We start from the raw sequence: 25,743 nt of genomic DNA, 5'->3' as shown, positions 1-25,743 counted from the left end.
TAGGGCACTCCTGAGTTTTTTTAAATAAACTATTCTACCTTTCCTAGAGTTGAAATAATTTCTAATTGTTCTTTCAGAGGTAGTATTGCATTAAGTTTTGACCATTGCTCCTGGTCGAGTTTTGCATTGATATCTCGTAAGTCTCTACCCCTTTTTAATTGTGAATAATTTTTCTTTGGATTGCAAGAACTTGATATGTTTGTGGTCAAATATAATTGTTCACTAATGAATTGATGCTTAACTGTTTTGTCTTTACTTAATAATATCCCTTTTCCTTTATGATATATGTGGTTTAAAAAATATTTACCTTCTACTTTTTTAAAGTCGTACTCGAAAAATTCACCTTGTAGAAAACCATCTACTTCACGACTTTTATTATTAATATACATAGTTTTTGAAAATATTTTTTCATTAAAACCCTCTGTCAAATCGCTCTTAATTACTTTTTGTATAGAATAGTCCGATGTATCAATTGTCAGTATATAATCCTTTTCAGTTTCATAATCTTTTACGGTTACTTCTATCAATTTTTCAGCAATCCAATCATAATCTGTTATTTCTCCATCTTTAAGAATATTTTTAGAAATTCTGTCAAACAGCCTTGATATACTTTGAAAACGAAAATTTACATACGAAGTGATTAAATTCTCCGTTTTACGAACTCCTTTAATATAAAGTTCTTGTCCCTCAATATCTACTAGTTTTTTAACTACCCCAATACTCTCTAAATAATTGACATATTTATCATTTTCTTTTAAGAACTGTTTATAAAAAAACTCTTCACAAGAACTATTTAATTCATAATTTTTATTAAAATTTACTAAAATTTTTTTCTTCAAATCATCAGTATCAATAACTACAACTTCATCAAGTTCGTAAGCTTTAGGTGAAAGATAAATTGTGTCATTCAACTCCCCCAAATTCAATTGTAAGTCATGATACCCTATATAGGAAATAGTAATTAATAAGCTATCATTTGATCTAACGAAAAACTCATATCCCCCTTCCTCATTAGTAATGGCTCCATGACCATTTTCCCAAATAAAATTGGCATATTTCATTGGCTCTCCAGATAAAGAATCCAATACTATACCCCTATAATTATTCTGTGCAGATAAAAATGTTAATGTAAAAAAAAATAGAAAAATGGTATTATATTTCATAATCAAAATGTAAGGGTGTCAAAAATTTTCATGCTATAATTTAAAGAAAATACTTTAAATATTTCATAAACATCCAAGTCAATAACAGAGTGTGTTGCATCAACGTAGATTAAACATTAATGACACCCTTGAAACAATTAAAATTAATTACTTCTCAGCAGCATTACAGGCATCACCACTGCAAAATTCAACCTTTCCCTTCCAGCCCATTTCGAACCTTTGCTCTAATTCCTCTGAACTGAACAAATCTAACATGTCATTTTTCATAATATATTGGTTTATTTATTTACCTACTCTACCTAAGGATTTTCGGCTCCCTCCTTGTTACTCCTATTCTATTGCTGATTACAAGCATCACCACTGCAGAATTCTGCTTTAGCTTTCCAGCCCATTTCGAACCTTTGCTCTAATTCTTCTGAACTAAACAAATCTAACATGTCATTTTTCATAATAATTGGTTTAATTATATACCTACTCTATCTAAGGATTTTCGGCTCCCTCCCTGTTACTCCTATTCTATTGCTCATTACAAGCATCTCCGGTACATATTTCAAGATTTACTTTCCAGCCCATCTCATATCTTTGCTCTAATTCCTCTGTACTGAACAAATCCAAAATTTCATTTTTCATATTATTAAGTTTATATTTATACTTCTTTATTTCAAAATTTTTTATCTAAATCCGTATTAAATTACCTTTTATCACACTCACAATTTTCAAAACAACTCAATTCGCCAAGAAACGAGGTTTACAACCCATTTTAAATCTTTATTCTAACTCCTCTGAAACGAACAACTCTAGCATGTCATCTTTAATATTATTTCATTTAAGTAATTAGAGATTACCTTTTTGACCCACTAGGTATATTTCAAATAATCACCTCTTTTCATGTCAATTCTAAACTATTAGTTTTTTTTAAATGGCTGTATTAATACTTACAATACTATTTTACTAATGTACTTTCACCTACTGCACAAACCTTGCAGGAATAATAATTTTAATATAAAGATGGTTTAAAAAAAAAGCCGATGTCAAATTCTTTACGCGACTTTCATAATACAGTTGTATTATAATCCACAAAAAGGTTTTAGAATAGAAATTGATAGAACTATACTCTTAATCTTTTTAAAGAACCCTACAAAAAAATCTGGGCAACGGAACTTTTGGATAATCCAATGAGATAAAAGCCTTTTTGTTTAACGAACACCCCCTAATTCATTTAGTATTTTTTGTTGTTCTGCTAGGGGAAGAATAGCGTTTAAAAATTGCCACGACTCATTATTGTAATCTTTAATTTTAAGATCATTTAAGGCTTTACCTCTCTTTAAAGCTTTCATTTCTTTCGTTTGGCAATCAGAAATCACTTCAGTCGTTAAATATAATTGTTCACTTAAAAATTCATGCTTTATAGTATTATCTTTGCTAACGAGTACAGCTTTCACTTTATGACGAATTCTATTTAAATAATATTTTCCTTTAATTTTTTTAAAGTCATATTCTAGCAGCTTGCCCTGCAAATATCCTTCGAACTCTTTTTCTTCTCCTTCATCACGAATAGTTTCCCATTGAAATTTATTCTTTAATTCGTTTGTCAGAGTATTTTTCACAACCCTCTGTATCGAGTGGTCTGAGGTGTCAATGGTCAATAAATATTTTTGTTTAGTTTTATATTCTTCTAATATGGCTTCAATGATATTAGAATCAACCCAGTCATAATCTATAATTTTGCCCTTATTAATAATTTCTGTAGTGGCTTCAGTCAATAACAGATAAATATTTTGATGAATAAAATTTATGTATGGAGTAATAAGGTCATCAGTTTTACGAACTCCTTTTATTTTAACTTTGAGAATATCAGATTTTGAACGATTCTCGACAACTCCTACTGCTTCCAGATAGTTAACATAATCTCCATTTTCCTGTAAAAATTGTTTAATAAAGAATGATTCGCATGTTTTTCCTGAATCATAATTATTTTCAATATTTTTTAAAATCTTATTCTTTAATTCTTTGGTGTCAATTACTGTAACCTCATTTAACTGATACGTTTTTTGAACAAGGTAAATAGTATCTGATAATACGGTTCTTGGTATAATCTTATTTTCGTACCCTAGATGTGATATATAAATTGAAATATTTTCATCATACCCTTCACTTATATATTTAAATTTCCCTTGTTCATTGGTGATGGTTCCTTTTGAAGATGACCAAGATATATTTACATAAGATATAGGCTCTAACGAAACAGAATCTACAATAACGCCTTTATGAACAAATTGGCCATATAAACTATTAATAAAAAAGAAAAATGATAAGAGATATTGAGGTCTCATGATGAGGTTTGTTTAAATTTACTCGTGTACTGAAAATTATTTTTTATCTAAATAACTGAATAAGGGCCTGTAATATTACAAGCCCTTTAAGCTCTACAGTTAAAAAAACTAGGCTATTGCTGGGTAATCATTAGGGTCAAAATTCTTTTTTTTGCCACCCCAACCCATCTCAAAACGTTTTTCAAGCTCTTCTACTTGAAAACTAACTAGTACTTCTTCATTTTTCATAATATTTAATTTAAATACATACCTATTTTAATATCGGCATAGGTAAATAGCCCTCTTTAATTAACTTTAAAGATTAATTACCTCAGTGTTAGATAAATTATTGAGCAACTTACTTTTGAATAAACCAAACTACTTCTAATGCTTTCTTTCTCTTTCCCCAACCCAATTCAAAATTTTTTCAAGCTCTTCTACTAGCTAACTAATCTTTTTTCATTATTCCATATCAGGTAGCTCCTCAGCTATCTCTCTAGCGGTACGATTAATTGTTCTTACCCAGGCCATTTCAAAACGTTTTTCAAGTTCTTCAACCTCAAAATTTACTAATACTTCATTTTCTTTTTTCATGTTATTATATTTTAATGTTGGTATTGCACTTATTAATTGATTACATATAATTTAAAAAGTTCTATATTTCTATTTTGAACTTAGTCCTTATTCAAACTCATTAACTTTTTCGGCAACATATTGTTGGTCACAGCCCATACGAGTTTTTTTGTTCTCAACTTATTTCAAATCTTTTTTCTAAAACTTTATTTTCGATTCACAAAAGAATAAAAATTAACTATTAAATATTTCTTTATTTACTTGGACATTACCAATTTCTTACTCAATTCTTACTCAATTCTTACCTAATTGTTAACCCAAAAGGCTCTTCATCAGGTAATCCTGGATTATCCCTTTTTCCTCCCCATCCCATCTCAAATCTTTTTTCTAACTCTTCCATTTCAAATAGCTCTATTGTTTTCTTTTCCATTATTATTCGATTTTAATTCTTTTAAAAAATTATAACTACCTACTGCATAAACCTTGCAGAGAATTTCTCAATTACTGTAAAACAATTGATTTTAAGTTTCGGCTTTGATATGATTTTTAAAACGCCTTCTAATAAACGTAATACTTAATTTAACTACGAGCGTAAAGAAAATTATAGGAATTATGAGTTCACCATATTTAGCCAATGAAAACTCAGAATCGTTACTTAATAGGCTAAGTACAAATATGTATGCATTCTTGGGGAAATCTAAGAGAGAGCTAGGGTTGTCTATTAATACATAGTATAGAAAAAAACCTATAAAAATAAAACTCACAGAACCATAGGCTAATAGAAATATATCTTTAGCATTCCACGATATAGATTTTTTAAATAAAAGAAATCTAAAGATATCTTTTACTTTATTAGCAGAATGAAATAACAAATTTGGTTTATTAGTTAAGTCAGATAGTACCCAATACCCATCACTTCTTAAAAATGGATTTAGATTAAATAGAGTATGAAAGCAGACTGTTATTGAAATTAATAAAAGAATACTATTTCCTAATAAAAACGCAATCAAAGCTATAAAAGAACAAAAAATCAACTCAAAGTACATACCGGCTAAATTTACTATGATACGCTGTCTTTTCGTCAAGCGCCAAATATCTGTGACATCCGCATAATAAACAGGGGTAAACAAATAAAACCCCCCACCTATACCACCATGTTTTGCACCGAAATAGCTTGCTGCAGTAGCGTGTCCTATCTCATGAAATGTTACACTTAACGCCATAACAATGATAAAATAAATAAGACTGTCTTGAAGGTTGAAAGATTCAAAGAGTTTAAAATTGAAAAACAATAAGGATAAAACAATCGTAGTAGTAATAAATAAAATAATGAAAACATTTCTTCTTTTAAATAAGAAATGCAACTCGCTGGTAAGCTTGTTAACCATTTTATCAGGAAAAATTATAAAACTAAGTTTTAAGTATGACGGTTTTTGGTACGCTTTAATTTTCTCATCAAAACCTTTTAAAATTCCGTAAGTTGATAAGTTTTCGTAAAGTAATTTGTAAATAGATTCCACACTTATTTTTTGACCAAAATTTTCAAAAAATGACTGTGAAAGCTCTACCAAGCTTTTTTTACCATCTATTTGAGAAAGTAAATTATGTACATCTTTGTTTATTTTCAAATAATGTCTATGTACCGTATTACTTAAAATAAACTCAGATTCAGTAAGGCGATTATATTCTACATGTTCTGAAAGCACTGGTATTAAATCATTGTAGTTATTCGACATTACATAAAGCTTTTAACACAAATGCTGTTGTGATTGTTTTACTTTTATAAGGTTCCTGAGCTTTTGGTTTTATAAAATTAGTAGCATTCCAATAGCCACTTTCGTGCTGAGTCATTTTAAGATATTTGATTCCTCTTTTAATTGACATGTGGTCTCCTTTAAAAAAGAGTTTTAAAGATAATATTGCGAGGGCTGTAGAAAGTGCATCTGATTCTTTAGAATTTGTAGTTGAAAAACCACCATCTTCATTTTGTTCGTCTAATATGTACTCTAAGGCTTTTTGAATTTGCCTTGTGTTTTTATTATTATATTCATTCAATAATCTCAAACAAACATAAGTGCCATAATAATTACCATAATACCAGCGGCTCTCCCAAAACCCAAGATCATTCTGATTTTTCAAAATAAATAATATAGCATTTTCGATAGTAGATTTATATTGAATAGCATCATAAATTGATAAGGCAAATATAAAATTAGCTACAACCTCCACATCAGGCCCTTTACCCCATTTTGTAGAGTTAAACACTTCTTGTTTCTCCTGTAAACTATTCCTATTGTTCATAGGTATAATCCATGTTTCTATGCCTCCTTCTGGGGTTACTCTATCCGCTATAGCTAAATCGATAGCCGGTAGACAATACTTTTTTATGTAATGCTGGTTACCCGATTTAATAAAAAATTGCATTATTTGGCCTAAATCGTCTATATCCGCAGCAATTTCTTTTACAGAAGGAAAATAAGACCATCCTCCGATGGCATCAGTGTTTCGTTGGCTAATTAAATACTCGCATTCTAAATTGAAGAAATTAGAAACATTTACATTTAAAACCTTGCAAACATCAATCAAACAATCATTTAACATTGCTCGTTGAAAAACATCTGAAACATGAATATCTTCTTCGTTTTCAAAGCCTTCTGATGTACTTAAGTACATGATATGTTTTAAGTCTGCATAATTTTGAGTAAAACTACCTTTAATATAATGCAGCCCATCTTTCATTTCTTTTACAGCTACATCACTATAATTTAAAAAGATGTATTCACCGTACTTGTTTTCTTTTATTCGAATCTTTTCTTCAATAGTTTTTATATATCCTGTTGTAATATCGATATAACCATCTATCGTTTGCTTCATTTCTTGAATCACACCTTTCCACTCACTATCAATATTTAAGCTACTGATAATGCCTATAGCTTTTTGAAAATACATGATAGAAGTATTCATTACTTTTTGACCTGTACCATTTAAAAAAAGTAATTTGTTTAAGGTTATAGGATTATCTTTGAAATCTTCATAATATTCTTCTTTTCTTTGCTCATAAATGGCCCAATTAAACTGTTCTTTTTCGAAATCTTCTTTAAAGTCTTTTACATCATCGTATAATTGAAAACCCATGGAAAAATAAAAATGTGATTTTAATAATACCTGATATAACTTTTCGTCTTTTTTGTTAGATAACAAATGCAGACAATCAATGGCAACCTTACCAAAAGCTGCTTTTTTATCGGCTAAATCTTCATACTCTGAAAGTGTTACAACCGCATCATAGTTCAACTTCTTTTCGATTTTTACGGCCGTGAAATATTCTTCTCTTCGTTTGTTCCAGTAGCTCCAAAATTCAGAATCCTTGCCATAAATGTCAGTTAGAATCTTTACTGTCTCTTCTTGAAGCAAGGTAATTATAGGGAAATTCGAAAATTCTTTATCATCAATTAAAGAGTCAGTCAATAATGTGGAGTGATAATAGAAATAACCAGCTTTCGAAAGTTGATTTACCAGACTTGGCTTCACTTGCGTAAAATATTTAGAAAACAACCTGGGGTAATGTTGATAAAAAATTGGCGAGCCATCTTCTTTTGTTAATGAGTTGAAATCTATCATAGTTTAAATTATTTGATGATTTGTTTTGTAAAATTTGCTATTTTAATATTTAAGATGTTTTAAACCTTCCCAATCAATCTCCAAATTTGTATATATTATTTTTAAAAGTTTAGATCCTCTTAGCATATACAGTTTTTTAAATAATAACAGTACTGAAAGCAAAATTGAGAGATAAAAGGTTATCTGATATACTTCATTTAAAATAAATTGAATTGTGTTTACTTCATAACTCAATATATATCCCATTACTAGTTTTATTAGATTTATCATTTACTTTCGCTTTACCCCTAATAATTTTAAAGAAATTGCCTCTCTTATTATACTAAACATACCTTAAGTCATACAGTTTTTGAGTTTTATTGCTGGCGCCAATAATTATTGAAATGTTAACCTCAAACTGAAAACTTTCACAGTAGTAATAAGTCTTCCTACTACGGCAATAACATATATCTGCTTGAAAATCCTTTAATTGGTCAATAAGATTATACACTAGCCTTTCACTTACAAATAAACGATCAGCCAACTCTTTTGGTTGACCTGTGACTTCCTGCTTAATTAGCGAGTGTAATCTTTGTAAACGTTCTAGGTTTTTGATGGAATTCAATATGGCTCTATTTAATTTGTTACTGTTTGAAAACAATTAAAATTGATTATAACGTGTTAACATAAAATTTGGGATGGTTTGTCCTTTTTTATACAATGGAAAGGTCATTCATTTTATTTCAAAAGAAAACAGATAGAAAAACTCAATTGATAAATTGCGTATCAATTTATCAATTGAGTTTTTCATAATTTACGGTTAGACTTGCTATTGTATTTTTAACTTAATACTTTATCTATAGCAATTTTGTATAATGTTGATTTTTAGTACATTAAATATAATTAAGCATCTCACAACCTTGTTTTTACTTAGCTACAATTATATTATTTAGTAAATTTTTAGAGAGATAAGGAAACGGAAAAAAAAGAGGACCGAACGGTTTATGCCGTCTCTTGTCCGATAAACATTTTGCGAGTTTATATTTGTTCACATATTGATTCAACTCTCCCTCCTATAGCAGAATTATTTTTGAAAAGATTTTATACGTAGCTTTAAAGAGGTAAATAATATTTTTAGTAGTTGAACTAAATTAAAGTCCAAAAAGTCTTTTGTCAAAAGGGAACTTTTGTACCTCTATGACCTTAATTTTAGATTTTTCAAGATGGTTTGGATTAACAAGTATATTGAATTCTCCAGGTACTATAGCCGATGGAACTTCTAAGGCAATATATTTATTTTCAGCAATAAAATTATCTCCTATCTGTTGAGTTTGAAAAGAAGGAGGATTCAAATTCCATTCAAAATGTGTAAGATCGGTTAGCGGAATCCTATGGATAGGACTATCGGGAATTTCAATATAAATAACATAAAAATCCAAAGGTAGAATACTATGGTCTACATGCACAGTGACTTCAGCCATAGCTAAGGCAATAGATGATGCGGTATAGAGCATTTTTGTTCCTTTATTGTTCCATCTACCTCCATATAACTCAGCGCCGGTTCCAGATAGGTCCTCTTTATATTTTCCTTTCGAAATCCTATATACAATCATGCAAAAATACCATGTTCAATTCTACCCAAAGAGTCTTTTACTAACCCTATCCCAATTGAGGTATCTAGTAATGTTTTTGGTATAATGTTACCTAATCCAGAGTTCTCTCGAACTAACCAATTATTGAATTTAGTTATATCACCAAATACTTCGGCACCAAATTTCATCAATTGCTGGATTTCAATGATTTTTTCTGTTTGTGTAGAGCTGAAAGATTTATTATCCTTTTTATATCGATCTAGTGTTCTAGTTGTTGTATCCAAAATATTAGCCCAATCATTGTCATTAAAAGGCATATTTTTAGTTACTAAAAGAAAGGTTTTATAATCGAAGCCTTTTTTTATTAATGTTAGCAACTGAATTGCACGAGAATCATCATTCCATTCATATGTAATATTAAATTCAGATTCCTTAATATTTTTAAATGCATGGTTAGTCATTGTTTCAGCTAGAATTTTTAAAACTGAATAATGCGATTTAGCCATCTCATTTAAGCTTGTACCAATCTCGTTAGTATCATCTCTTATTAAGGTTTTAATATAATGTTCCGTTAATTCTAATGTATTGCCGATAGGTACAATTGAATGATATGCTGGATTATCTCTTAATTTCCTAAATAAACCCAATGCTTTTTTATTACTAACACCAAAAGTCTGGAAATATAGGTCAATAAACTGTATGGAAGATGTTATTCCTTCCTTTGTACTTTTATCTAATTTTTTTGTGGTCATAATGATAGAATTACAAACCTAATATACAATATTTTAAACGCAAACTGTCTTAATTAAAACGACAGTTGTCACAATGTATTGTTATTTACTGTTAATAGTGATGGAAGGGATGAAATGCAAAAACATTAAAATGTACCTATAGTTTAAAAAATAGTAAACTTTCTGAAGAAATGCCGTTACATAAAAGACCTATTTCGTGAATGAAATATGCTATAATTCTTTGTTGAAGAAAAACATGGCTTTTTGGGTGGCAACATCAGTATCTAAGCCATGACCTCCATCTTTGATAACATCAAGTAAGAAAGTTCTATCTGAATTTACACTCTGATTTTGTAAAAAAGCAATGTATTTGGCCCCATCGTAAACTGGGATTAATTCATCTATTTCCCCATTAATTATAAGGGTGTTTGGATATAATCGATTCTCTTGTAAATTATACACGGGGTCAAGACTTAGCAGAGAATTTAAGCCTTCTAATGTCGATTTAGTACCAAAATCATAATCATTGTCACTCGCATTAAAATTCTTTTGATAACCCAACCTTAAAGGATTGAGTAACGGAATCTCGCCTACTGAAGCTTTATACATTTCAGGGTCTTCATTAATTGCCATTCCGGCAGTAACCCCACCGGCACTACTAAAATAAACCCCTAATTTATCTTTATCGGTATAGCCATTATCCTTAAGGTACTGTGAACAAGCAAGTAAGTCTTTCCAAGAATGCTTTTTGTTTTCTTTAATAGCGTCTGTATACCATTTCAGACCTTTTTCTGAACCACCCCTTACGTGGGCAATGGCAAAAACATTTCCTTGTTTAACAAAGTCTAGTATAGCCATACTATAATAAGACTCAATCGATATACCATAGGAACCATATACGGTAATGATAGCCTTTTTTGCATTGGTAGAAACAAAATTATTTGGCTTAATAATGGTCATAGGAACCATGGTTCCATCATATGAAATGACTTCAATAATTTCGGTCCTAATATTCTTAAATTCTTGTGGTGTTTTCCTTGTTACTTCATCATTGACAGTTATATTCAAAGAATCATCAACATCTATAAAAACGTAATTCTCTTTCCAACTAGATTGCAATAATGTGATTGTACCTAACGAAGAGTCGTGGGAATAAAATCTTAAACCTGTAGCAGGGTAATCCAGTTCCAATAACGTCACGTCGTTATTTTTATTGATAGCATAAGCCTTATGCTCTATACCATATTTAGATGTAATAACATAAATATTTGTATTGGAAACCGCATAGCTGGTTATAATGTAATCTTCTTCTGGTCTGAATATAACGTTATCCTTACTAGGGTCGCTAATATTATCGATGGTTGTCTTAATCAGATTCTTTTGCCCGTTCTTATACCTTAAAAAATACATATCCCCGTTTCTTTCCTTTGGATAATAGAGCACACTATCCTTCTCGAACATTACTTGTTTCCAAGAAGGATTATTGGACCCGACTGTTTTCATTGAAGTGTTAAAGCCATTGTAACTTTCCGAACCACTAACCAATATTGCCTGAAGAACATCAGAACCGTACCTGATATTAGGTCTTAAAAAATGTTCCTCGTTATACCCCATAATATCATCACCGCTAAATATCTTTTTTATACTTCCGGTAGAAATATCACCTAAAGCCAAATATGAATTTTTTGAATTGTCAGGATTAGGCCAGCCTGTAAAAACAATTTGTTTTTGGTTAGCCCAAACTGCATATGAGACTTGTTGTGAATTCATGTCCTTGGCGGTTTCGAACAATATCTTTTGGCTAGCTATATCGATAACCTGCAAGTAATCGCCCTCATCATCGCTTACAAATAGGATGAACATGGTTCCTTCCTTATTTGGTTGATAAAAATGAACGGTCTTATCATAGGTCGCTGAATAAATTGGTTTTAGCTCATTGGTAATTCTGTATCTCCTATATAATACTTGTGTGGAATCATTATCGCCCCAATAATAATATGCGTCGTCACTATTTTTAAGCCAATAATAACCGGGATTGAATGTTTTGTTGACATAATCCAACTGTTTACTATATTCTTCAAACCCATTGTTCGCATAGTAGTTGTGGACAATAGTATCTTGCTTGGATAACCAGTCCTTAGTTTCAGGACTATTAATGTTTTCTAGGTTGGCATAGATATTTAAATATTCCAATCCATGTTCCTTTACTAATTCTTTATTGTTTTCTGGAAGAGGGTATTGGTCTATAATAGTTTTTTGACTCGAGCATGAACTGATTAAAAAAAGTACTAGATGGGATGTGAAAAAAAGTCTCATATATTTGTTGAGTATATCTGATATAAAAAAACCAATATTCGGGAAGTGGAATATATCTGGATTCATTAAAAATAGTACTATTAAGAACGGTAACGCTAGATAAAGAGAAGCCTAAATAGTATTAATTATTTAAGCTTCCGTTAAAAGATATTAGATTTTTTTGTCAAGTCTTTTTTTCTCTACGGGGTCATCTCCTCCAATAACTTTGTTCTTTTGTTTTTTCGTAAGAGTCTTTCCGATTGTTTTTACTGCTTTTTTCATAATGTGAGTTTTAATTTTAATGTTTATTCGCTTTTATAAATATAATTAACTAAAAATATAAAACCATGATAATAAGGGAATCATATACGCATTTTACGTATTGCGTTTAATTATTTCGTTCATATACATTGATGGAGTGATATTTTTATTTTTGAGTTTAGTTTTAAGCGCACGACTAAATGTGTCTATAGAGTTAAAACCGAATTCCTCCAAAATCGAACTAAGATTTTTATTTCTATAATCATAATTCTTTCTAGTTGTTTGTATAAAATGATTCATTCTTAATTCGGTAATATAAACCCTGAACTTTTTATCCTTATAAACATTGACGGCTTTCGATATATAGGTTCTGTTGGTTTTAAATAAATTTGCTAAATAATTTAAATCAACATCTTTATTTGTAAAACCCTTTGCTTCTTCCCAAGAATTTAGTTTATATAATGCTATTTTAACGGATGCTTCAATCTCTTTATCAATTTTCTTTTTTACATGTTGGATGGAATCCTTTGGCTCATTTATAACTTTATCTACTGATTCTGTATTGATTACTTCTTTTGGACTAGGGGAGGAATCTATATAGTCGGAAAGACTTTGTTTTGCTCGATTATATTTTTTGACATAAAAGATTAAAACAATAATAAATACAACTAAACATGAACCAAAAATCAACAAAGCGTAATCTTTACCTTTTGATTTATTGATTAAAGTATCCCTTTGATTTTTTAAATCAGAAATAGAATATCCCGGCATTTCTATTAAATCGGAATCTTTTTTATTTGCAGTCAAAAAGCTGTCAATATATATAAGCTTATCATAATATTCCAATTGTTTCTTATTGTCATTTTGGGTAATTGCATCGTTTAAAAGAAATAGATATACACTCTTACTTTCAGGTATCGGTGATAATTTTAATTTCGTAGATATAGAATCAAATTGTCTAAAATGTTTTCTTTCTAGGAACGCGTTGTTTTTTTTCTTTTGAATTGTTCCCAAAGTGAATAACAAATCAAGATCTTCAGATCCATGATTTATTCCCAATTCAGCTTTTAAAATATCATATGCAGTATCGTAATCCTCTCTTAAAAAAGCTATTTTACCATCCCATATACGGGTTTTTTGAGTTGCGTTTTGGGAGGGATATTCCGCCAAAATATTTTTAGCCTCTTTTAAATAAAAATCAGCTTTATCCGGGTCTTTATTATTAAGTTCAAGAATTATTATACTTTGAAGCACCGATAACTTTAATTCTCTTTTAGTCTCATTATCCTCAGTTTCCCATTTATCGATAGACGCTAGGGTCTCAAAATATAGCTCTAATGCCTGAGAACTTTCTTCATTTTCCTCTTTAATGGTCGCTAACCAAATTTGAGCTCTTACCTCAGTTTCAAAATTTTTGTACTCTATCCCCTGTTCATAAGTCTTGGTAAACTCTTTTGAAGCCATTAAAGGTTGTTCAAGAAAATAATACACATAACCTTTAATCAAATATTTATCAAAAAAATAAAAATCTTCAGGTTCTTTGCTTAGCATTATAAGTGAATCGGCATATCTAAGACTATACTCGGTGTCAGTTCTATATGACATGATAGCGTATATCTTGGATAATATTAGACTGTCCCGTTCTACTTTTGCTTGGGCAGATAATACGTTAGCGGCTTTTTTTGCACATTCTGTAGAACCTTCAAAATCGTTCAATAAGTAGATTCTTTCAGCTAAAGGGATGGCCACCATTTCTTTAAAAAGTTTGTCGCAATCATTTAAAGGCCCATCCTGTGAATAAGCTTTTGGTACTAACAGCATGAATATTACAAACTGAATAGTTAAGGTTTTACGTAAAAGAGCAATCATTTTTGTGAAAAGGTTTTTCTTAAATTGAACATTACCCGTTCAAATAAGCTTAGTTCGTTAAGTAAAATATATGCCTGACCGTTCATATTTTGTTTGAATTGCAATTTCTTATCAAAATTTGTCGTCAAATTTTTAAGTTCCACATCCACTAAATAGTATGGCACTGTTTCTAATTTAGGTACATCCGAAACGGATTTTATAGTACCTACTAGAGCTCCCCATTCAGGAAATGGGTAATTATCTATATGAATAAGGACTTTTTGTCCTTTTACCAAACCACCGGTGTTTACAACGGGAACTTTACACTTTGCAAATATGTTTTCACTATTGGATGGAACTATGGTGAAAATGTTTTCACCTTCTTTTACTTCCTGGTTCTTGTGCCATGAATCGTAAGTTGAAATAGTTCCTGTAATTGGACTTGTAAAAAGATATTGTTCTTTCCAATGACTGATTTCGGATATTAATTTTTGTCTTTCCAACTGAAGCTTAGAAAGACTCATTACCGAGTTTCTTGTTAAGTATGATTGCGAACTTTTACTTTGGTTGGATATCTCCGATAAAGAAATACGCAGGGTTTCCAATTCCTCTTGGCTTTTACTTTTCTGGGTTAATAGATCCAGGTATTTCCTTTTCTCGATATCCATTTCGTTTTCTGAAAAAACACCTTTTTCATACAACTGTGCATACCTGTCCAAGTTTTTCTTACCAGATTTAAGTTTTGAAATAGAGTTTGCCAACTGTTGCCTTTTTGAAAAAATCTGATTGGCTGTAGATGTCCTGCGCTCCTCTAGACTATTTATATTACCCTGCTCAATATCTAAACTCTTTAAAAGAATATGAGACAAATAGGATTCAATATAGGTCGTGTAGGATGTTTGAATAGTTGGACCTAGTTTTAGATTGGTCGGGTAAAAATCCAGAAGTTCTTCAACTGTCAAGGTAATGGTTTCATCATTTGACAGAGTGCTGTCCAGATATATGATATCCATAAAGTTACCCGATGATTCCAAAACCGCTAGAACATCCCCTTCTTGTACGTTATCACCGGAAATAATTTTTATTTCCTGAATATTCCCATCAATTCGGGAAAGTAAAGTAACTGGTGGCGGATTACTGGTAATTAAAGCTTCTGCCTCTATTGTTTGATTGAAGGATATAAAGAAACCAAAAACTATCAAACACCCTACTGTAAATAAACTAAGTGCGTTCCCATAGGTTAAAAAACGTTTGGATGTTTTTCCTATGAAATTAGATGTCTCATTTGAAATATTCATTTCGTTATCCATTGCCCAGCTGGTTTTTTATCAGTCGTGAATAACTACCATCGTTTTTCATTAACTCTATATGATTACCCTTTTCAATAACCTTTCCCTTATCCAATACAATTATCTGGTCGGCATTAACTACCGTGGAAAGTCTATGCGCTATGATCACTACCGTTTTCCCTTTTATAAATTCGTTAAGATTGTTTTGTATTTCAGATTCATTGGTAGCATCTAGAGCTGACGTTGCTTCGTCCATGAAAAGGAAATCGGGATTTTTGTATAAGGCCCGAGCAATTAAAACCTTTTGTGTCTCTCCTCCAGATAACATTACACCTTTCTCCCCTACTCTTGTATTCAGTCCGTTTGGTAAATCTGAAATCATCTCATCAAGTTTGGTGCACTTTAGAATAGTGGTAAGCCTTAATTCGTTTAGCTTTTCGTTTGAATTTGATTCAGTGATATTTCGTATTATGCTATCATCAAATATTTTTCCATCCTGAAGTACTGTTCCACATCTCTTTCTCCAATTCGAAATACTTATTAAGTTCAGATTCTCGCCCCCAAGGGTAATACGGCCTTTTGATGGCTGTCTAAAACCTAACAATAATCTGAAGAGTGTTGTCTTTCCTGAGCCGGATGCGCCAACAATAGCCGTTGTTTTACCTGAAGGAATAGTTAGGTTTAAACCATTGAAAATAGAGTTGTTCTGTCCAAGATAGCCAAACGATATATCATCGATAACAATATCGAACGAACCTTTAGGTAAGGATATGTTCATTTCCGAATTATCCTCTGGTTCTTCCTTAAAGACTTCTGACAAACGGCTCATGGCAAGGTTCGTTTCCTGAAGTTCAAGCATAAAATCGACACTCCTACTAAGTGGTATATTGGTCTGTGCCAGAATAAATTGGATGGCCAACATGGTTCCAAGAGTCATCGTTCCATTTACTACGGCCATCGCGGAAACCAAAAGAATAATAATATTAATAGTGTTTCTAATAATATCGGCTAGGTTCTCCTGAGTATTTTGAAGTTTAAGGGATTTGGTCTTTGTATTTATAATCTTTAGTTGATTTTCGTACCATTCTTTTTTTCTTCTATTCTCGGATCCACTGGTCTTTATATCGGCAATATTGGAGATAAGCTGCAATTCATATCCTTGCCCTTTGGATTTCAGTCCGAAAGATTCATGGTCCAAGTTTGCCCTGCGTTTCATAAATAGGGAAACCATAAAACATACATGACACTCCCAATTATAAAAATCCCAAAAATTTGAGGACTGTATATGAATAATAGAATCGATAGAACTATTAAAATAGTGGCATCGTACAAGGAATCCAATAGGTATTTGGTTAAAAAGGATTCTATTCTATCTGAATCATTTATTCTATTGATGATATCGCCCTTTGCACGACGCTGTAAAAAGGAGATAGGAAGGGATAATAACTTACTAAGATAGGAATCCATCAGTTGAAGGTTCAATTTCATTGACAAAAAAAGTAAAATCCATTTTCGTACTATTTCAACCAAAAAGTTAATGAGCAAGAAAAAAAGTTGTCCTATTATTAATACCCATATAAGGCGCTTGTCCTGAAAGAATATTCCCTGATCAACAATAGATTGTGTCATTATCGGCAATAGAACCTGTAGAATACCGGCTACGGCCAACCCCAACAATAAGGAATAAAGAACTTTCTTTTCGTTCAAAAGCCTTTTTAAAAAGAAACTATAAATATGAGAATGATTTTTTTTGCCATCACTTACATATTGTGTCCCAAGTAGTTCATTAGGTTCCAATAGCATGGCAATTCCTTCCGCTTCGTCCACCTTTTGTGAGTTAGTAGACCAACCCGCCAAGAAATCTTTAATACTTAAAGTATACTTACCTTTTGCTGGGTCCGAAATATACACCATTCCCTTTTTAATGGCATAGACTACCAAAAAGTGATTTTGATTCCAATGGCAAACACAGGGTAAAGGGGCTCTATTTTTTAGGTCATCGAAATTGACCATTATGGAATGATGTTCAAAGCCTATATTTTCTGCAGCCGATTCCAAAGAATTAAGTGAAACACCAATCCTTTCAAAATCTATCTCTCTTCTTATCTTTTCGATATCGATTTGATGTCCAAAATGATGTGCTATGATTTTTAGGCTTGTAGGTCCACAATCCCAGGAATCCATCTGTCTGTAATTTGGAAATCCGTGCATATAATTCTAAAAATAACTATAAATGTTAAAATTCTCCTACATAAAAAGAAAATTCCTACAAAGTGTTTAAAATATGGGATATATACCGCAAATAGTATTCGTATGTCAACCAAAGTTCCTGTGGTTCCTCCTTTTGATAAATGATAGATTCCCTTTACTTTATTGCTGTTGTTTAGTAGCATTACTTTAAAGGATTCATGTACTTGAATGGTGCTTTTATCCCAATGTTGAAAAAGTAGCGCTGCTGCATCTTTAGAGGAATTTATCTTCTGCCAAAATGGGGAGGGAATCCGTTCGGTATAGCTTATCTGTATTTCATTAACTTTGTCTTTCATTACTTGTAATTTTTGGATTATGGGTAAAAAAAGAGGGCAGAACTTTAGCGAGAGATGCCCTCTTTGATTTTAAAGGAATTTTACATTAGGCTACTTTATTTTCATTTTTGATGCCTAAGAGCAATACTTCGCTAATGACTACTTCTGTGATAAATCGTTTTTCACCTTCACTAGTTTCATAGCTTCTAGACGTCAGCTTACCTTCAATCGCAATCTCCTTGCCTTTACTTGCATATTGTTCAATCACTTCAGCTGTTTTGTTCCAAGCGACCAAATTATGCCAGTCCGTATTTTGGACTTTCTCGCCTTTGGCGTTTTTGTAGGTTTCATTGGTCGCCAATGAAAAACGGATTACTTTTTTACCACTTTCTAAAATGGTCATTTCTGGGTCGTTCCCCACGTTGCCAATCAATTGGACTTTGTTTCTAAGTGTACTCATAATTGAAAAAAATTAGAATTAATTAATACTACCCACCCGAACCCTTCGGAAGGCTTTAAAAATCGATTTACTTATTATATCCAGAGCGTTTTCCCTTTTTTGATTTTTTAACTTTGGTTCCGCTTCCTTTTTGTTGATTCTGTACGATTTCATGTTATTTGCCTTTGATTTACTTCCCATAGTGCCGTCCGCTGTTACCCTTTTTTTGATGCTGTACTTCTTACAATATTTGTTCTTGGTAAGGCGTATAAATAAGAGCAAGGCACGCGCCTGGTTTATGCCATTGTCCAAGAACATATGTTGTTTTTTTGCTATCGATAAAAAGGGAACGGTGGCGGAACGGAAAGTGGAGCTAAGGCCAACATGGAAGAGTACCAACTCAACTGGAAGCGGAACCAAATGCAACAAAGTCTAATTCCGTTTAAGCGGACTTGACCATGGATTTTCCAAAAGATTCAATAAAGCTATATATGGATTTGTGTTAGTAGAAATAATAAAAAATGGACAGATATCCATGGTCGTGTCCAAGACAATAGTAGTGAAGCTTATTCACCGAAATGAGTATGCGAATGAAAGGTGAATGTGCTGAATGGGTCAGTTCGATTAAAAGCTACATGCGCCCTATTGGGTTTTTGATTAACGCTTATCTACCCGAAAACTACAAAAACCCAACAGGATCCTGCGCAGATAAGTTATGGTAAGATTTGGGGGAAGGCTACAACAGAAACACCAATAATTATTATTGCAAAGAAGCTATGCCGAAAATGTCCTGAAATTTGATTTTAAAAAGTCGAATTTGGTAACTGAAATGTTAAAGTTTGAAGAAATTTGAGAAAGTATGCAAAAAGTATGCAATTTCTAAAATGAAAAAAGCCTTCACATCTGTGAAGGCCCGTCATTACTAGTGGAGAATACCGGATTCGAACCGGTGACCTCTTGCCTGCCAGCAAGAGGAAACGCATACCAAATAAAACCATATCTATACATAACTAATTATAAATCAGTATTTTAATTTATTATGGTTTTGTTTGATATCAAACAAAACCATCTATTTGCGTGCAAATTGCGTGCAAATTTTTTTTACCTTTATTGAGATGAATACCAACATAAAGCTTTCCTTAGATACACGCAGGAAGAAAAAAGATGCCTCCTACCCTGTTATTTTACGGTTGACTCATTTTCGTAAAACAACATCTATTAGCTTAGGGCAATCTATACAAAAGGAGTTTTGGGATACTAAAAATGAGAAGATAAAAAGAGCCTATAAAGGTACTTCATCCGTTAGTAAGTTGAATAATCAGCTATTGAAAGAAAAAACCGGAGCCGTAGATATAATTAATGACCTCCATGAAAAAGATGAGCTAAACTATTTATCAATCTTACAGCTCAAAAGTAAGATTGTGAAAACTGCTTCATTTGATTCATTTTTTGAATTTAGTAAGAGTATTGTATTAGATCTGAAGAAGGCAGAGCGTTTTGGAAATGCGAACACGTACTACGCTGTAATTAAGGTATTGGAAAAATTTACTGGAGGACATGATATCAAATTCAATGAAATAAATTATGATTTTCTTAAAAAATTTGAAAGCTGGCATTTTTCTAGAGGTAATTCTGTAAATGGCCTTTCAGCCTATATGAGAACGATAAAAGCGATTTTAAACAGAGCCATTAAAGCTGATGTTATTTCCTTGGATGCTTATCCCTTTACTCATTATAGAATTAAAACAACTCCAACCGAAAAAAGAGCACTTGATATTAAAAGCATTAAATCTATAATGCTTTTAGAACTGGAAGAAACCAATAGTCTGTTTCATTTTAGAAACTATTTCTTAGCCTCATATATGCTCTATGGAGTTTCATTTATGGACTTGGCTTTTTTAAAAGTTGAAAATATAATTGATAACCGCATTAAGTTTCAAAGGAAAAAAACATCCAAACCTTATGATATAAACATAACGTCACCGCTTATGGCGATACTTTCGTTTTACCTTAAGACCAAGCGAAAATCAGATTTTATATTTCCGATAGTGAAAAGAGACACCTTTGAACTTCAATACAAGGATGTATTATGGGCTCGAAAGAGATATAATAAAGGTTTGAAAGAGATTGCAAAAAAATGCGATATAGAGCAAAGGTTGACCTCCTATGTATCTCGCCATAGTTTTGCGACCCAAGCCATGTTACAAGATGTTCCTTTACAAGCTATTTCAGCTATGCTTGGTCATAATCGTTTATCCACCACTCAAATATACCTTAAGTCTTTGCCGAATGAGATATTGGATGGATACAATAAAAAGTTGACAGAAATATAAGGTTGTTTTAAGCTTGCCCCCAAATCTTACCATAACTTACCTGCGCAAGGATCCTGTTTCGATTTTATAGTGTTCCGGTAGATAAGCGTAAGTAAAATCGAAATAGGGCGCACACTACTTTTGATTTGGAACGCTATTATTTTCTTTGAGCCATTGTTCGTAATCTTCATAGTATTCGGGATATTGGTCGAAATAACCCCTTAGGTTTGTGATGACCTCTTGCCTTCCTTTAGAGAAAGATTCCTCTCGAATTTCTTCCATTTTAGCAACCTTAAAAACTAGGTAACAAATAATAAGTAAAGAGCTTGCCCAAATGTAATAATGTAACCACAATCGGAATCTAGATATCACGCTCGCCTTTGCCAAACGCTCTTTTAGTGAACGGACGGATTCCTCAAGGTTTAATGTTTTTTCCTTTTCCCGTTTTAAATGGTTTTCCAACAGTTGCTCTATTTCCGAAGTGTCGGGAAGTATCCTGATGTCCTCTACGTTCCTGGTCAGCCGTTGCAGTTTGTTAAGCGCCTTGTTGAATCCATCCAGTTCGTCCGTGAGCAGTTCCATGATCTCATCCGGTTTCTTGTATCCCATTGTTCTTTGTTTTAAAATCCTATCCCAGTATCTATCGCCCGTTTGATGACTTTCTTGATTACTTTTTTGGCAAGTGCGCTTGCCATATTGGAACTTAGCTCCAAGGCCTTGCCCGAGAAGTTTATCGAAGGAGCCTTCTCCAACCGTTTCTGTATGTCCATATCCGTAGTAAGTCCACCGAGCAATTTACCGCCCGACATGGAACGGTGCACCTCGCTACCCTTGAAGCTCTGTCCCTTGTACTCGAAGCGGAAGCCCTGTAGACGATTACCTTTGTTGATACTGGGAACAACGGCTACGTTCTGCGCCTTCATCGCCTTGATGTAGGCATCCAAGGTCTTTAGCTGTTCATTAGCCAATGTCCTCTCGTGTATCCTGCGTATTTCGTTGCGTAAGGCCACGGACTGTAATTGTTGCTCCATCTGTATTTCTTTGACCGTGGTAAGGCCCATTTCCTTGGCCACGTTCTCGGCGGCAGCTTGGCTCCGTTTCCCGATAAAACTATCGTTGTAGGCCTTGCCTTCAAAGTCTATGCGGTTCACATAAAGATGTACATGGGTATGTTCCTTGTCCCTATGCACGAATGCGATGGCCTGACGTTCCTTCAACTGCATTTCCTTTAAGAACCGTTCCGTCATCTCACGGAGTCTTTCATTGTCAAGTTTTTTGCCATCCTCAACGGTTGGGCTTAGGACGAAACTCAGGGTGTTCTTCTTGCAACGTTCGTTCATCTCCTGTGTAATCTTGAATTCTTCCGTGACCTCTTGTGCATTGTCCCCTGCCACATATTGGATGAGTACCACTTTGGCATCCTTCTCGTTGTTCCATCCGTATGCCATGGAAGCTCCGGTATGTGCTATGGACTTTCCCATGCCTATCATTTTCTGAAGTTTTTAAGATGTATGCCTATCTCCCTTGCCAACTGTTTGACTTCATCTGCCAGATTGGGATTACGTTTCCTGAACATGTTCCCGATACGGGTGAAATTGTTTTTATAGGTGACCAAGTTCTTATAGCATTCCAGTTGTTCCGCGGAAAGCCTCTCGATGACATTGCGGCCAAAGGCCGTGTTCCTACAATATTCCGAAAGGGAAATCCCGGCACGTTCCGCCCTTTTTACGAGCAGCTTCTTTTCGTAGATGGTACAACGAAATTTGATGTAGGTCTTTTTCATTGTTTTCCTTCTTTGCGACCATCGGGAGTAAAGCAAGTTTGTTTTTGTGGCAACAAAAACACATCTTGAATTCCCTGCCCGACACGATTTTTACCATTTTCCATCAGCCATTGGTTCATGTCCTTATGGCCGGTATAGATAAAAGACATATCCATCGCACCCCTATGTTCCATTAGTCTTTCTGTACACAACCTCCCGTTTGAATCGTTGTCCAGACAGAGTTTTATCTTACTATACCCCTTGAAAACCTGCATCGCTTTTTGGATTAAAACAGTAGAATTCATTACTAAAAAATCGGATTTTTGTCGCAAATCAGGTTGGTGTGCAACAATGGAGAGCAAATCGAACATGCCCTCGGTTACGGTAAGTATGTCGTATCCATTTTGAAATAATGTGATATCCTTGGGCGAGGTACAGTTCTTCAGGTATTTGTTACGAAGCTCCCAACCTCCGGTATGATTCTGCAATCCGATGGCGAAATACGGTTTCCCCTTAAACCTGTAATGGACTTCTTTACAATAGCTTTTTGCGTTACTAATCGATATTCCCCGTGATTTGATATAGCCCAACAATGCGGGATGGCATATCGGCTTGACATTGGTTATGATGACTTTTTCATTACCAGGTACAGGTCCTTTAAAAACAGGTTGCTGCTGAAAAGAAAAAAGAGGTTCATCATAACTTAAAAACAGCAATGTATCCTTGACCGATAATCTGTTGATTTGGCAAATCAGGTCTATGACATTCCCGCCTTTTCCTGCTCCATGGTCGTACCATCTATTAAGTTTCTTGCATACCTTGAAAGAGGCTTGGGTTTCTGAGCGAAACGGGCTCAGGAACCAAGCTTCTTTGGGGGTCGTCCTTGTCGGAAAGTGCCCTAGTTTTGCCAGCGCCCTTTCGATGGGAAAAGCTCGGGCTTTTTCGCACGTTAGTCCTTTTGTTCTTTTTCTTTTCATCAGCTTCTTTTTATTCAATTCCGGTTACCTTCCTACCTAACCCAATGATTACGCGGTCTTTTATCTAGGTCGGATTGGTTTTTGTGATTACCTATGTTACCTTGTTAGGTAGGGTAGGTAATACTTAGGCAAGAAGGGGTTAAAGAACCTACCTAGAGTTATCTCTTGTTATTATTGACTTTTCCATCTCTTAGGTAACTAGGTAGGTACTATTCCTGTTTTTTCGAAAATTCCATTTGCCAAGGGCTGTCCACGAAGACGGGTCTTGCAAGATAACCGTACACCTGTCGCTTAGGATGTTTTATCCTTTGAAAGTTGAAACCAGACAATGCCCGTCCCAAGTTTATCTGGTTCAGGCGAAGGTTCAGGCAGCTCAGCTGGACCAACACGTCCGAAGCGGTAACAAAATCCTTCAGGTCGTCCGACTTTTCAAAATACTTCGAGACCAGTTCCTCTTCTGTGGTCAACTTGGTGTATTTCTTGTTTCGTTCCTCGTTCTCCTGGATATCCTTTATGGATAGTTCGGGATTGTAGTTTGGTTCGGTATAGGCCAGATGGTATGCCTGTGACCATACCCCGTCAATATCTACTTCCTTGGAATACCCAAAATCGATTTTCCCTTTCAACTCAAAACAGAGCCAACGAACGGAGCCGGTTTCATCATTAAGAAAGGAGGCCATATTGGTAGACCCGATAAAGGAACATATCCTGGGGAGGGTGGTGTTCTTTTTATCATAAGGCAACCGTTCATTGATAAAGGTCTTGGAGAAAAATGATTTTAGTGCATTCACATCCTTTTTGGAAAGCACGGCCAGCTCGTCCAGATTGTACAGGAAGTTTCTGCACAACTGTATCCGTGCGTCCTTATCGTTGCTGATATCCTCGGCCATATATTCCGCCAGTTCCGGCGGACAAAGAAAACGGCACCAGGTGGACTTTCCCGAGTTCTGGCCTTGATGCGAAAGCACAAAGGCCTGCTTGTTGAAATAGTTCTTTTCCAAAGCACATTTAATGGTACGCACCAACCATTTTTCAAAATGATAATCGAACGCCACTCGTTCATAGGTCGGCACAAAAGAGGCCAGTTTCAAGATATGATCCGTCCCGTCCCATTCCGGAAGGTTTTCAAAATATTCCTTGATGGGGTTACATTTGGGAATACATTCCGAACGGATAAGGGTTTCCAATTTTCCGTTGGGAATATCGATACCCGCTTTTGCCAATTCAATGATAAGCGAATTCAGGTTCAGATACTGCCATTCCATGGAATCATTGAAGGCAATCTGGAAGTCGTGCGAAATCTCGTTAAATGTAATATCGTACTTACTCTCCAAATATTCCATGGTATAGTCGTAGACCGTCTTTTTCTTGGCGTCCTTTACATGGTAAAGTTTTTCGCCATTACCTAGCGAGTCCATCACCTTCTATTTTTGAAAGTGTACTTAAGTGTGTCGTTGGTAATTTCGGCATTCGACTTTCTACCGTTCTGGAGAAGCCAATCGTTGAGTTTGCATTTCTCGAAGAAGATCATCTTACCGTTGGGCTTTGAATGCGGAATATTTCCCGAGGCCGTTAGTTTGTAAAGATAGCTCCTTGATATTCCGGTATAGTCACAGGTCTCCTCGAAGGTGAGTACCTCTTTATTGGCCGTCAATAGCCTTTCCAAACGATCAAGTCGTTCAAAGATTAAAATAGTGTCCATTTGTTTTTTTTTAAGATTATTAAATGAACAAAAGCGCTTTTGTTTTCCTTTGTAGAATTCTTTGGATAAAGGTAATTGGAGAGAGGTGTACAAACTCAATTATGTCCATATTTTTATTCACAAAATATTGAAAAACAATTATTTATACTAAATCAATACAAATCGAACCAAGTAAAATTTGGATAATTTCATTTGGTTTCAAAACGATTCAAATGATACCATTTGATTTTTGTTAAAAAAGGAAGAATTTTAAGTTATAAACAATTGACAATTTAACTATCAAGAAAATAAGGGTAGTTAAAAGGTAAAAAGCTAGCCATCTGAAAATAGTTTCATTGTAATGTCCCAAAAAAGGTTCGTTT

General features: G+C 33.6%; 22 protein-coding genes. 1 reads left to right on the top strand and 21 read right to left on the bottom strand.

The genetic code is table 11. The features are described from left to right. Positions 1 to 29: 29 nt before the first annotated feature. From AAC084_RS01575 to ssb, 15 genes are all read right to left on the bottom strand, one after another. On the bottom strand, positions 30 to 1,163 hold the full coding sequence (locus AAC084_RS01575) for a carboxypeptidase-like regulatory domain-containing protein (RefSeq protein WP_339835981.1): 1,134 nt from the start codon (positions 1,161 to 1,163) through the stop codon (positions 30 to 32). Between the two features lie 1,196 nt (positions 1,164 to 2,359). Next, positions 2,360 to 3,496, bottom strand: coding sequence for a carboxypeptidase-like regulatory domain-containing protein (locus AAC084_RS01570; protein ID WP_339835979.1), 1,137 nt, complete (start codon positions 3,494 to 3,496; stop codon positions 2,360 to 2,362). A gap of 441 nt (positions 3,497 to 3,937) precedes the next feature. After that, a complete protein-coding gene (locus AAC084_RS01565) occupies positions 3,938 to 4,069 on the bottom strand; it encodes a hypothetical protein (protein ID WP_339835976.1) in 132 nt (43 codons plus the stop codon). A 280-nt stretch (positions 4,070 to 4,349) separates the two neighbouring features. After that, entirely contained in the window at positions 4,350 to 4,478 is a 129-nt protein-coding gene (locus AAC084_RS01560) for a hypothetical protein (protein ID WP_339835973.1), read from the bottom strand. A gap of 91 nt (positions 4,479 to 4,569) precedes the next feature. Continuing rightward, a complete protein-coding gene (locus AAC084_RS01555; protein WP_339835972.1) occupies positions 4,570 to 5,784 on the bottom strand; it encodes a peptidase, M50 family protein in 1,215 nt (404 codons plus the stop codon). Then, complete coding sequence (locus tag AAC084_RS01550; protein ID WP_339835969.1) at positions 5,774 to 7,669, bottom strand: prenyltransferase/squalene oxidase repeat-containing protein; 1,896 nt, start codon at positions 7,667 to 7,669, stop codon at positions 5,774 to 5,776. The genes AAC084_RS01555 and AAC084_RS01550 overlap by 11 nt, the downstream gene beginning before the upstream one ends. 1,130 nt (positions 7,670 to 8,799) lie before the next feature. Beyond that, positions 8,800 to 9,261 (bottom strand): RES family NAD+ phosphorylase, encoded by a 462-nt coding sequence (locus AAC084_RS01545; protein WP_339835965.1) that lies wholly within the window; start codon positions 9,259 to 9,261, stop codon positions 8,800 to 8,802. After that, complete coding sequence (locus AAC084_RS01540; protein WP_339835962.1) at positions 9,258 to 9,992, bottom strand: antitoxin Xre/MbcA/ParS toxin-binding domain-containing protein; 735 nt, start codon at positions 9,990 to 9,992, stop codon at positions 9,258 to 9,260. The genes AAC084_RS01545 and AAC084_RS01540 overlap by 4 nt, the downstream gene beginning before the upstream one ends. 210 nt (positions 9,993 to 10,202) lie before the next feature. Then, positions 10,203 to 12,287: a prolyl oligopeptidase family serine peptidase gene (locus tag AAC084_RS01535; protein ID WP_339835959.1), complete on the bottom strand. Its 2,085-nt coding sequence runs from the start codon at positions 12,285 to 12,287 to the stop codon at positions 10,203 to 10,205. A gap of 354 nt (positions 12,288 to 12,641) precedes the next feature. After that, positions 12,642 to 14,243, bottom strand: a complete 1,602-nt coding sequence (locus AAC084_RS01530) for a hypothetical protein (protein WP_339835956.1) — start codon at positions 14,241 to 14,243, stop codon at positions 12,642 to 12,644. A gap of 149 nt (positions 14,244 to 14,392) precedes the next feature. Further along, a complete protein-coding gene (locus tag AAC084_RS01525; protein ID WP_339835953.1) occupies positions 14,393 to 15,685 on the bottom strand; it encodes an HlyD family efflux transporter periplasmic adaptor subunit in 1,293 nt (430 codons plus the stop codon). Further along, the gene (locus AAC084_RS01520; protein WP_339835950.1) at positions 15,678 to 16,880 is read right to left on the bottom strand and encodes an ATP-binding cassette domain-containing protein; all 1,203 of its coding nucleotides are present in this window, start codon (positions 16,878 to 16,880) and stop codon (positions 15,678 to 15,680) included. The genes AAC084_RS01525 and AAC084_RS01520 overlap by 8 nt, the downstream gene beginning before the upstream one ends. Next, entirely contained in the window at positions 16,877 to 17,848 is a 972-nt protein-coding gene (locus AAC084_RS01515; RefSeq protein ID WP_339835948.1) for a cysteine peptidase family C39 domain-containing protein, read from the bottom strand. Before AAC084_RS01515 ends, AAC084_RS01520 begins: the two co-directional genes overlap by 4 nt. Next, positions 17,815 to 18,210: a JAB domain-containing protein gene (locus AAC084_RS01510; protein ID WP_339835945.1), complete on the bottom strand. Its 396-nt coding sequence runs from the start codon at positions 18,208 to 18,210 to the stop codon at positions 17,815 to 17,817. Before AAC084_RS01510 ends, AAC084_RS01515 begins: the two co-directional genes overlap by 34 nt. Before the next feature lie 85 nt (positions 18,211 to 18,295). Continuing rightward, positions 18,296 to 18,649 carry a single-stranded DNA-binding protein gene (ssb, locus tag AAC084_RS01505; RefSeq protein ID WP_339835943.1) on the bottom strand — a complete coding sequence of 118 codons (354 nt, stop codon included), beginning with the start codon at positions 18,647 to 18,649 and terminating at the stop codon, positions 18,296 to 18,298. Positions 18,650 to 19,743: 1,094 nt separating this feature from the next. On the opposite strand from ssb, the gene AAC084_RS01500 reads away from it, so the two are divergent. Next, positions 19,744 to 20,961, top strand: coding sequence for a site-specific integrase (locus tag AAC084_RS01500; RefSeq protein ID WP_339835940.1), 1,218 nt, complete (start codon positions 19,744 to 19,746; stop codon positions 20,959 to 20,961). Positions 20,962 to 21,075: 114 nt separating this feature from the next. On the opposite strand, the gene AAC084_RS01495 is transcribed toward AAC084_RS01500, so the two are convergent. From AAC084_RS01495 to AAC084_RS01470, 6 genes are all read right to left on the bottom strand, one after another. Further along, a complete protein-coding gene (locus tag AAC084_RS01495; protein WP_339835938.1) occupies positions 21,076 to 21,549 on the bottom strand; it encodes a DUF6730 family protein in 474 nt (157 codons plus the stop codon). Positions 21,550 to 21,560: 11 nt separating this feature from the next. Further along, entirely contained in the window at positions 21,561 to 22,430 is an 870-nt protein-coding gene (locus AAC084_RS01490; RefSeq protein WP_339835935.1) for a relaxase/mobilization nuclease domain-containing protein, read from the bottom strand. Further along, positions 22,427 to 22,723, bottom strand: coding sequence for a mobilization protein MbpA (gene mbpA, locus AAC084_RS01485; RefSeq protein ID WP_339835932.1), 297 nt, complete (start codon positions 22,721 to 22,723; stop codon positions 22,427 to 22,429). The genes AAC084_RS01490 and mbpA overlap by 4 nt, the downstream gene beginning before the upstream one ends. Next, positions 22,720 to 23,679, bottom strand: a complete 960-nt coding sequence (locus tag AAC084_RS01480) for a toprim domain-containing protein (protein ID WP_339835929.1) — start codon at positions 23,677 to 23,679, stop codon at positions 22,720 to 22,722. The genes mbpA and AAC084_RS01480 overlap by 4 nt, the downstream gene beginning before the upstream one ends. Positions 23,680 to 23,888: 209 nt before the next feature. Next, complete coding sequence (locus tag AAC084_RS01475) at positions 23,889 to 25,097, bottom strand: VapE domain-containing protein (RefSeq protein ID WP_339835926.1); 1,209 nt, start codon at positions 25,095 to 25,097, stop codon at positions 23,889 to 23,891. Next, on the bottom strand, positions 25,097 to 25,480 hold the full coding sequence (locus AAC084_RS01470; RefSeq protein WP_339835923.1) for a helix-turn-helix domain-containing protein: 384 nt from the start codon (positions 25,478 to 25,480) through the stop codon (positions 25,097 to 25,099). Before AAC084_RS01470 ends, AAC084_RS01475 begins: the two co-directional genes overlap by 1 nt. Positions 25,481 to 25,743: the final 263 nt, after the last annotated feature.

The sequence above is a fragment of the uncultured Maribacter sp. genome, assembly GCF_963977385.1.
GTDB lineage: Bacteria > Bacteroidota > Bacteroidia > Flavobacteriales > Flavobacteriaceae > Maribacter.
Note: the sequence above shows the minus strand (reverse complement) of the source record. Positions and strands in the feature narration are given on the sequence as shown.

What these genes read in the sequence shown, in the direction of transcription:
- AAC084_RS01575 (WP_339835981.1), bottom strand. Translation starts at nt 1,163, where the DNA reads ATGAAATATAATACCATTTTTCTATTTTTTTTTACATTAACATTTTTA.
- AAC084_RS01570 (WP_339835979.1), bottom strand. Translation starts at nt 3,496, where the DNA reads ATGAGACCTCAATATCTCTTATCATTTTTCTTTTTTATTAATAGTTTA.
- AAC084_RS01565 (WP_339835976.1), bottom strand. Translation starts at nt 4,069, where the DNA reads ATGAAAAAAGAAAATGAAGTATTAGTAAATTTTGAGGTTGAAGAACTT.
- AAC084_RS01560 (WP_339835973.1), bottom strand. Translation starts at nt 4,478, where the DNA reads ATGGAAAAGAAAACAATAGAGCTATTTGAAATGGAAGAGTTAGAAAAA.
- AAC084_RS01555 (WP_339835972.1), bottom strand. Translation starts at nt 5,784, where the DNA reads ATGTCGAATAACTACAATGATTTAATACCAGTGCTTTCAGAACATGTA.
- AAC084_RS01550 (WP_339835969.1), bottom strand. Translation starts at nt 7,669, where the DNA reads ATGATAGATTTCAACTCATTAACAAAAGAAGATGGCTCGCCAATTTTT.
- AAC084_RS01545 (WP_339835965.1), bottom strand. Translation starts at nt 9,261, where the DNA reads ATGATTGTATATAGGATTTCGAAAGGAAAATATAAAGAGGACCTATCT.
- AAC084_RS01540 (WP_339835962.1), bottom strand. Translation starts at nt 9,992, where the DNA reads ATGACCACAAAAAAATTAGATAAAAGTACAAAGGAAGGAATAACATCT.
- AAC084_RS01535 (WP_339835959.1), bottom strand. Translation starts at nt 12,287, where the DNA reads ATGAGACTTTTTTTCACATCCCATCTAGTACTTTTTTTAATCAGTTCA.
- AAC084_RS01525 (WP_339835953.1), bottom strand. Translation starts at nt 15,685, where the DNA reads ATGGATAACGAAATGAATATTTCAAATGAGACATCTAATTTCATAGGA.
- AAC084_RS01520 (WP_339835950.1), bottom strand. Translation starts at nt 16,880, where the DNA reads ATGAAACGCAGGGCAAACTTGGACCATGAATCTTTCGGACTGAAATCC.
- AAC084_RS01515 (WP_339835948.1), bottom strand. Translation starts at nt 17,848, where the DNA reads ATGGATTCCTGGGATTGTGGACCTACAAGCCTAAAAATCATAGCACAT.
- AAC084_RS01510 (WP_339835945.1), bottom strand. Translation starts at nt 18,210, where the DNA reads ATGAAAGACAAAGTTAATGAAATACAGATAAGCTATACCGAACGGATT.
- ssb (WP_339835943.1), bottom strand. Translation starts at nt 18,649, where the DNA reads ATGAGTACACTTAGAAACAAAGTCCAATTGATTGGCAACGTGGGGAAC.
- AAC084_RS01500 (WP_339835940.1), top strand. Translation starts at nt 19,744, where the DNA reads ATGAATACCAACATAAAGCTTTCCTTAGATACACGCAGGAAGAAAAAA.
- AAC084_RS01495 (WP_339835938.1), bottom strand. Translation starts at nt 21,549, where the DNA reads ATGGGATACAAGAAACCGGATGAGATCATGGAACTGCTCACGGACGAA.
- AAC084_RS01490 (WP_339835935.1), bottom strand. Translation starts at nt 22,430, where the DNA reads ATGATAGGCATGGGAAAGTCCATAGCACATACCGGAGCTTCCATGGCA.
- mbpA (WP_339835932.1), bottom strand. Translation starts at nt 22,723, where the DNA reads ATGAAAAAGACCTACATCAAATTTCGTTGTACCATCTACGAAAAGAAG.
- AAC084_RS01480 (WP_339835929.1), bottom strand. Translation starts at nt 23,679, where the DNA reads ATGAAAAGAAAAAGAACAAAAGGACTAACGTGCGAAAAAGCCCGAGCT.
- AAC084_RS01475 (WP_339835926.1), bottom strand. Translation starts at nt 25,097, where the DNA reads ATGGACTCGCTAGGTAATGGCGAAAAACTTTACCATGTAAAGGACGCC.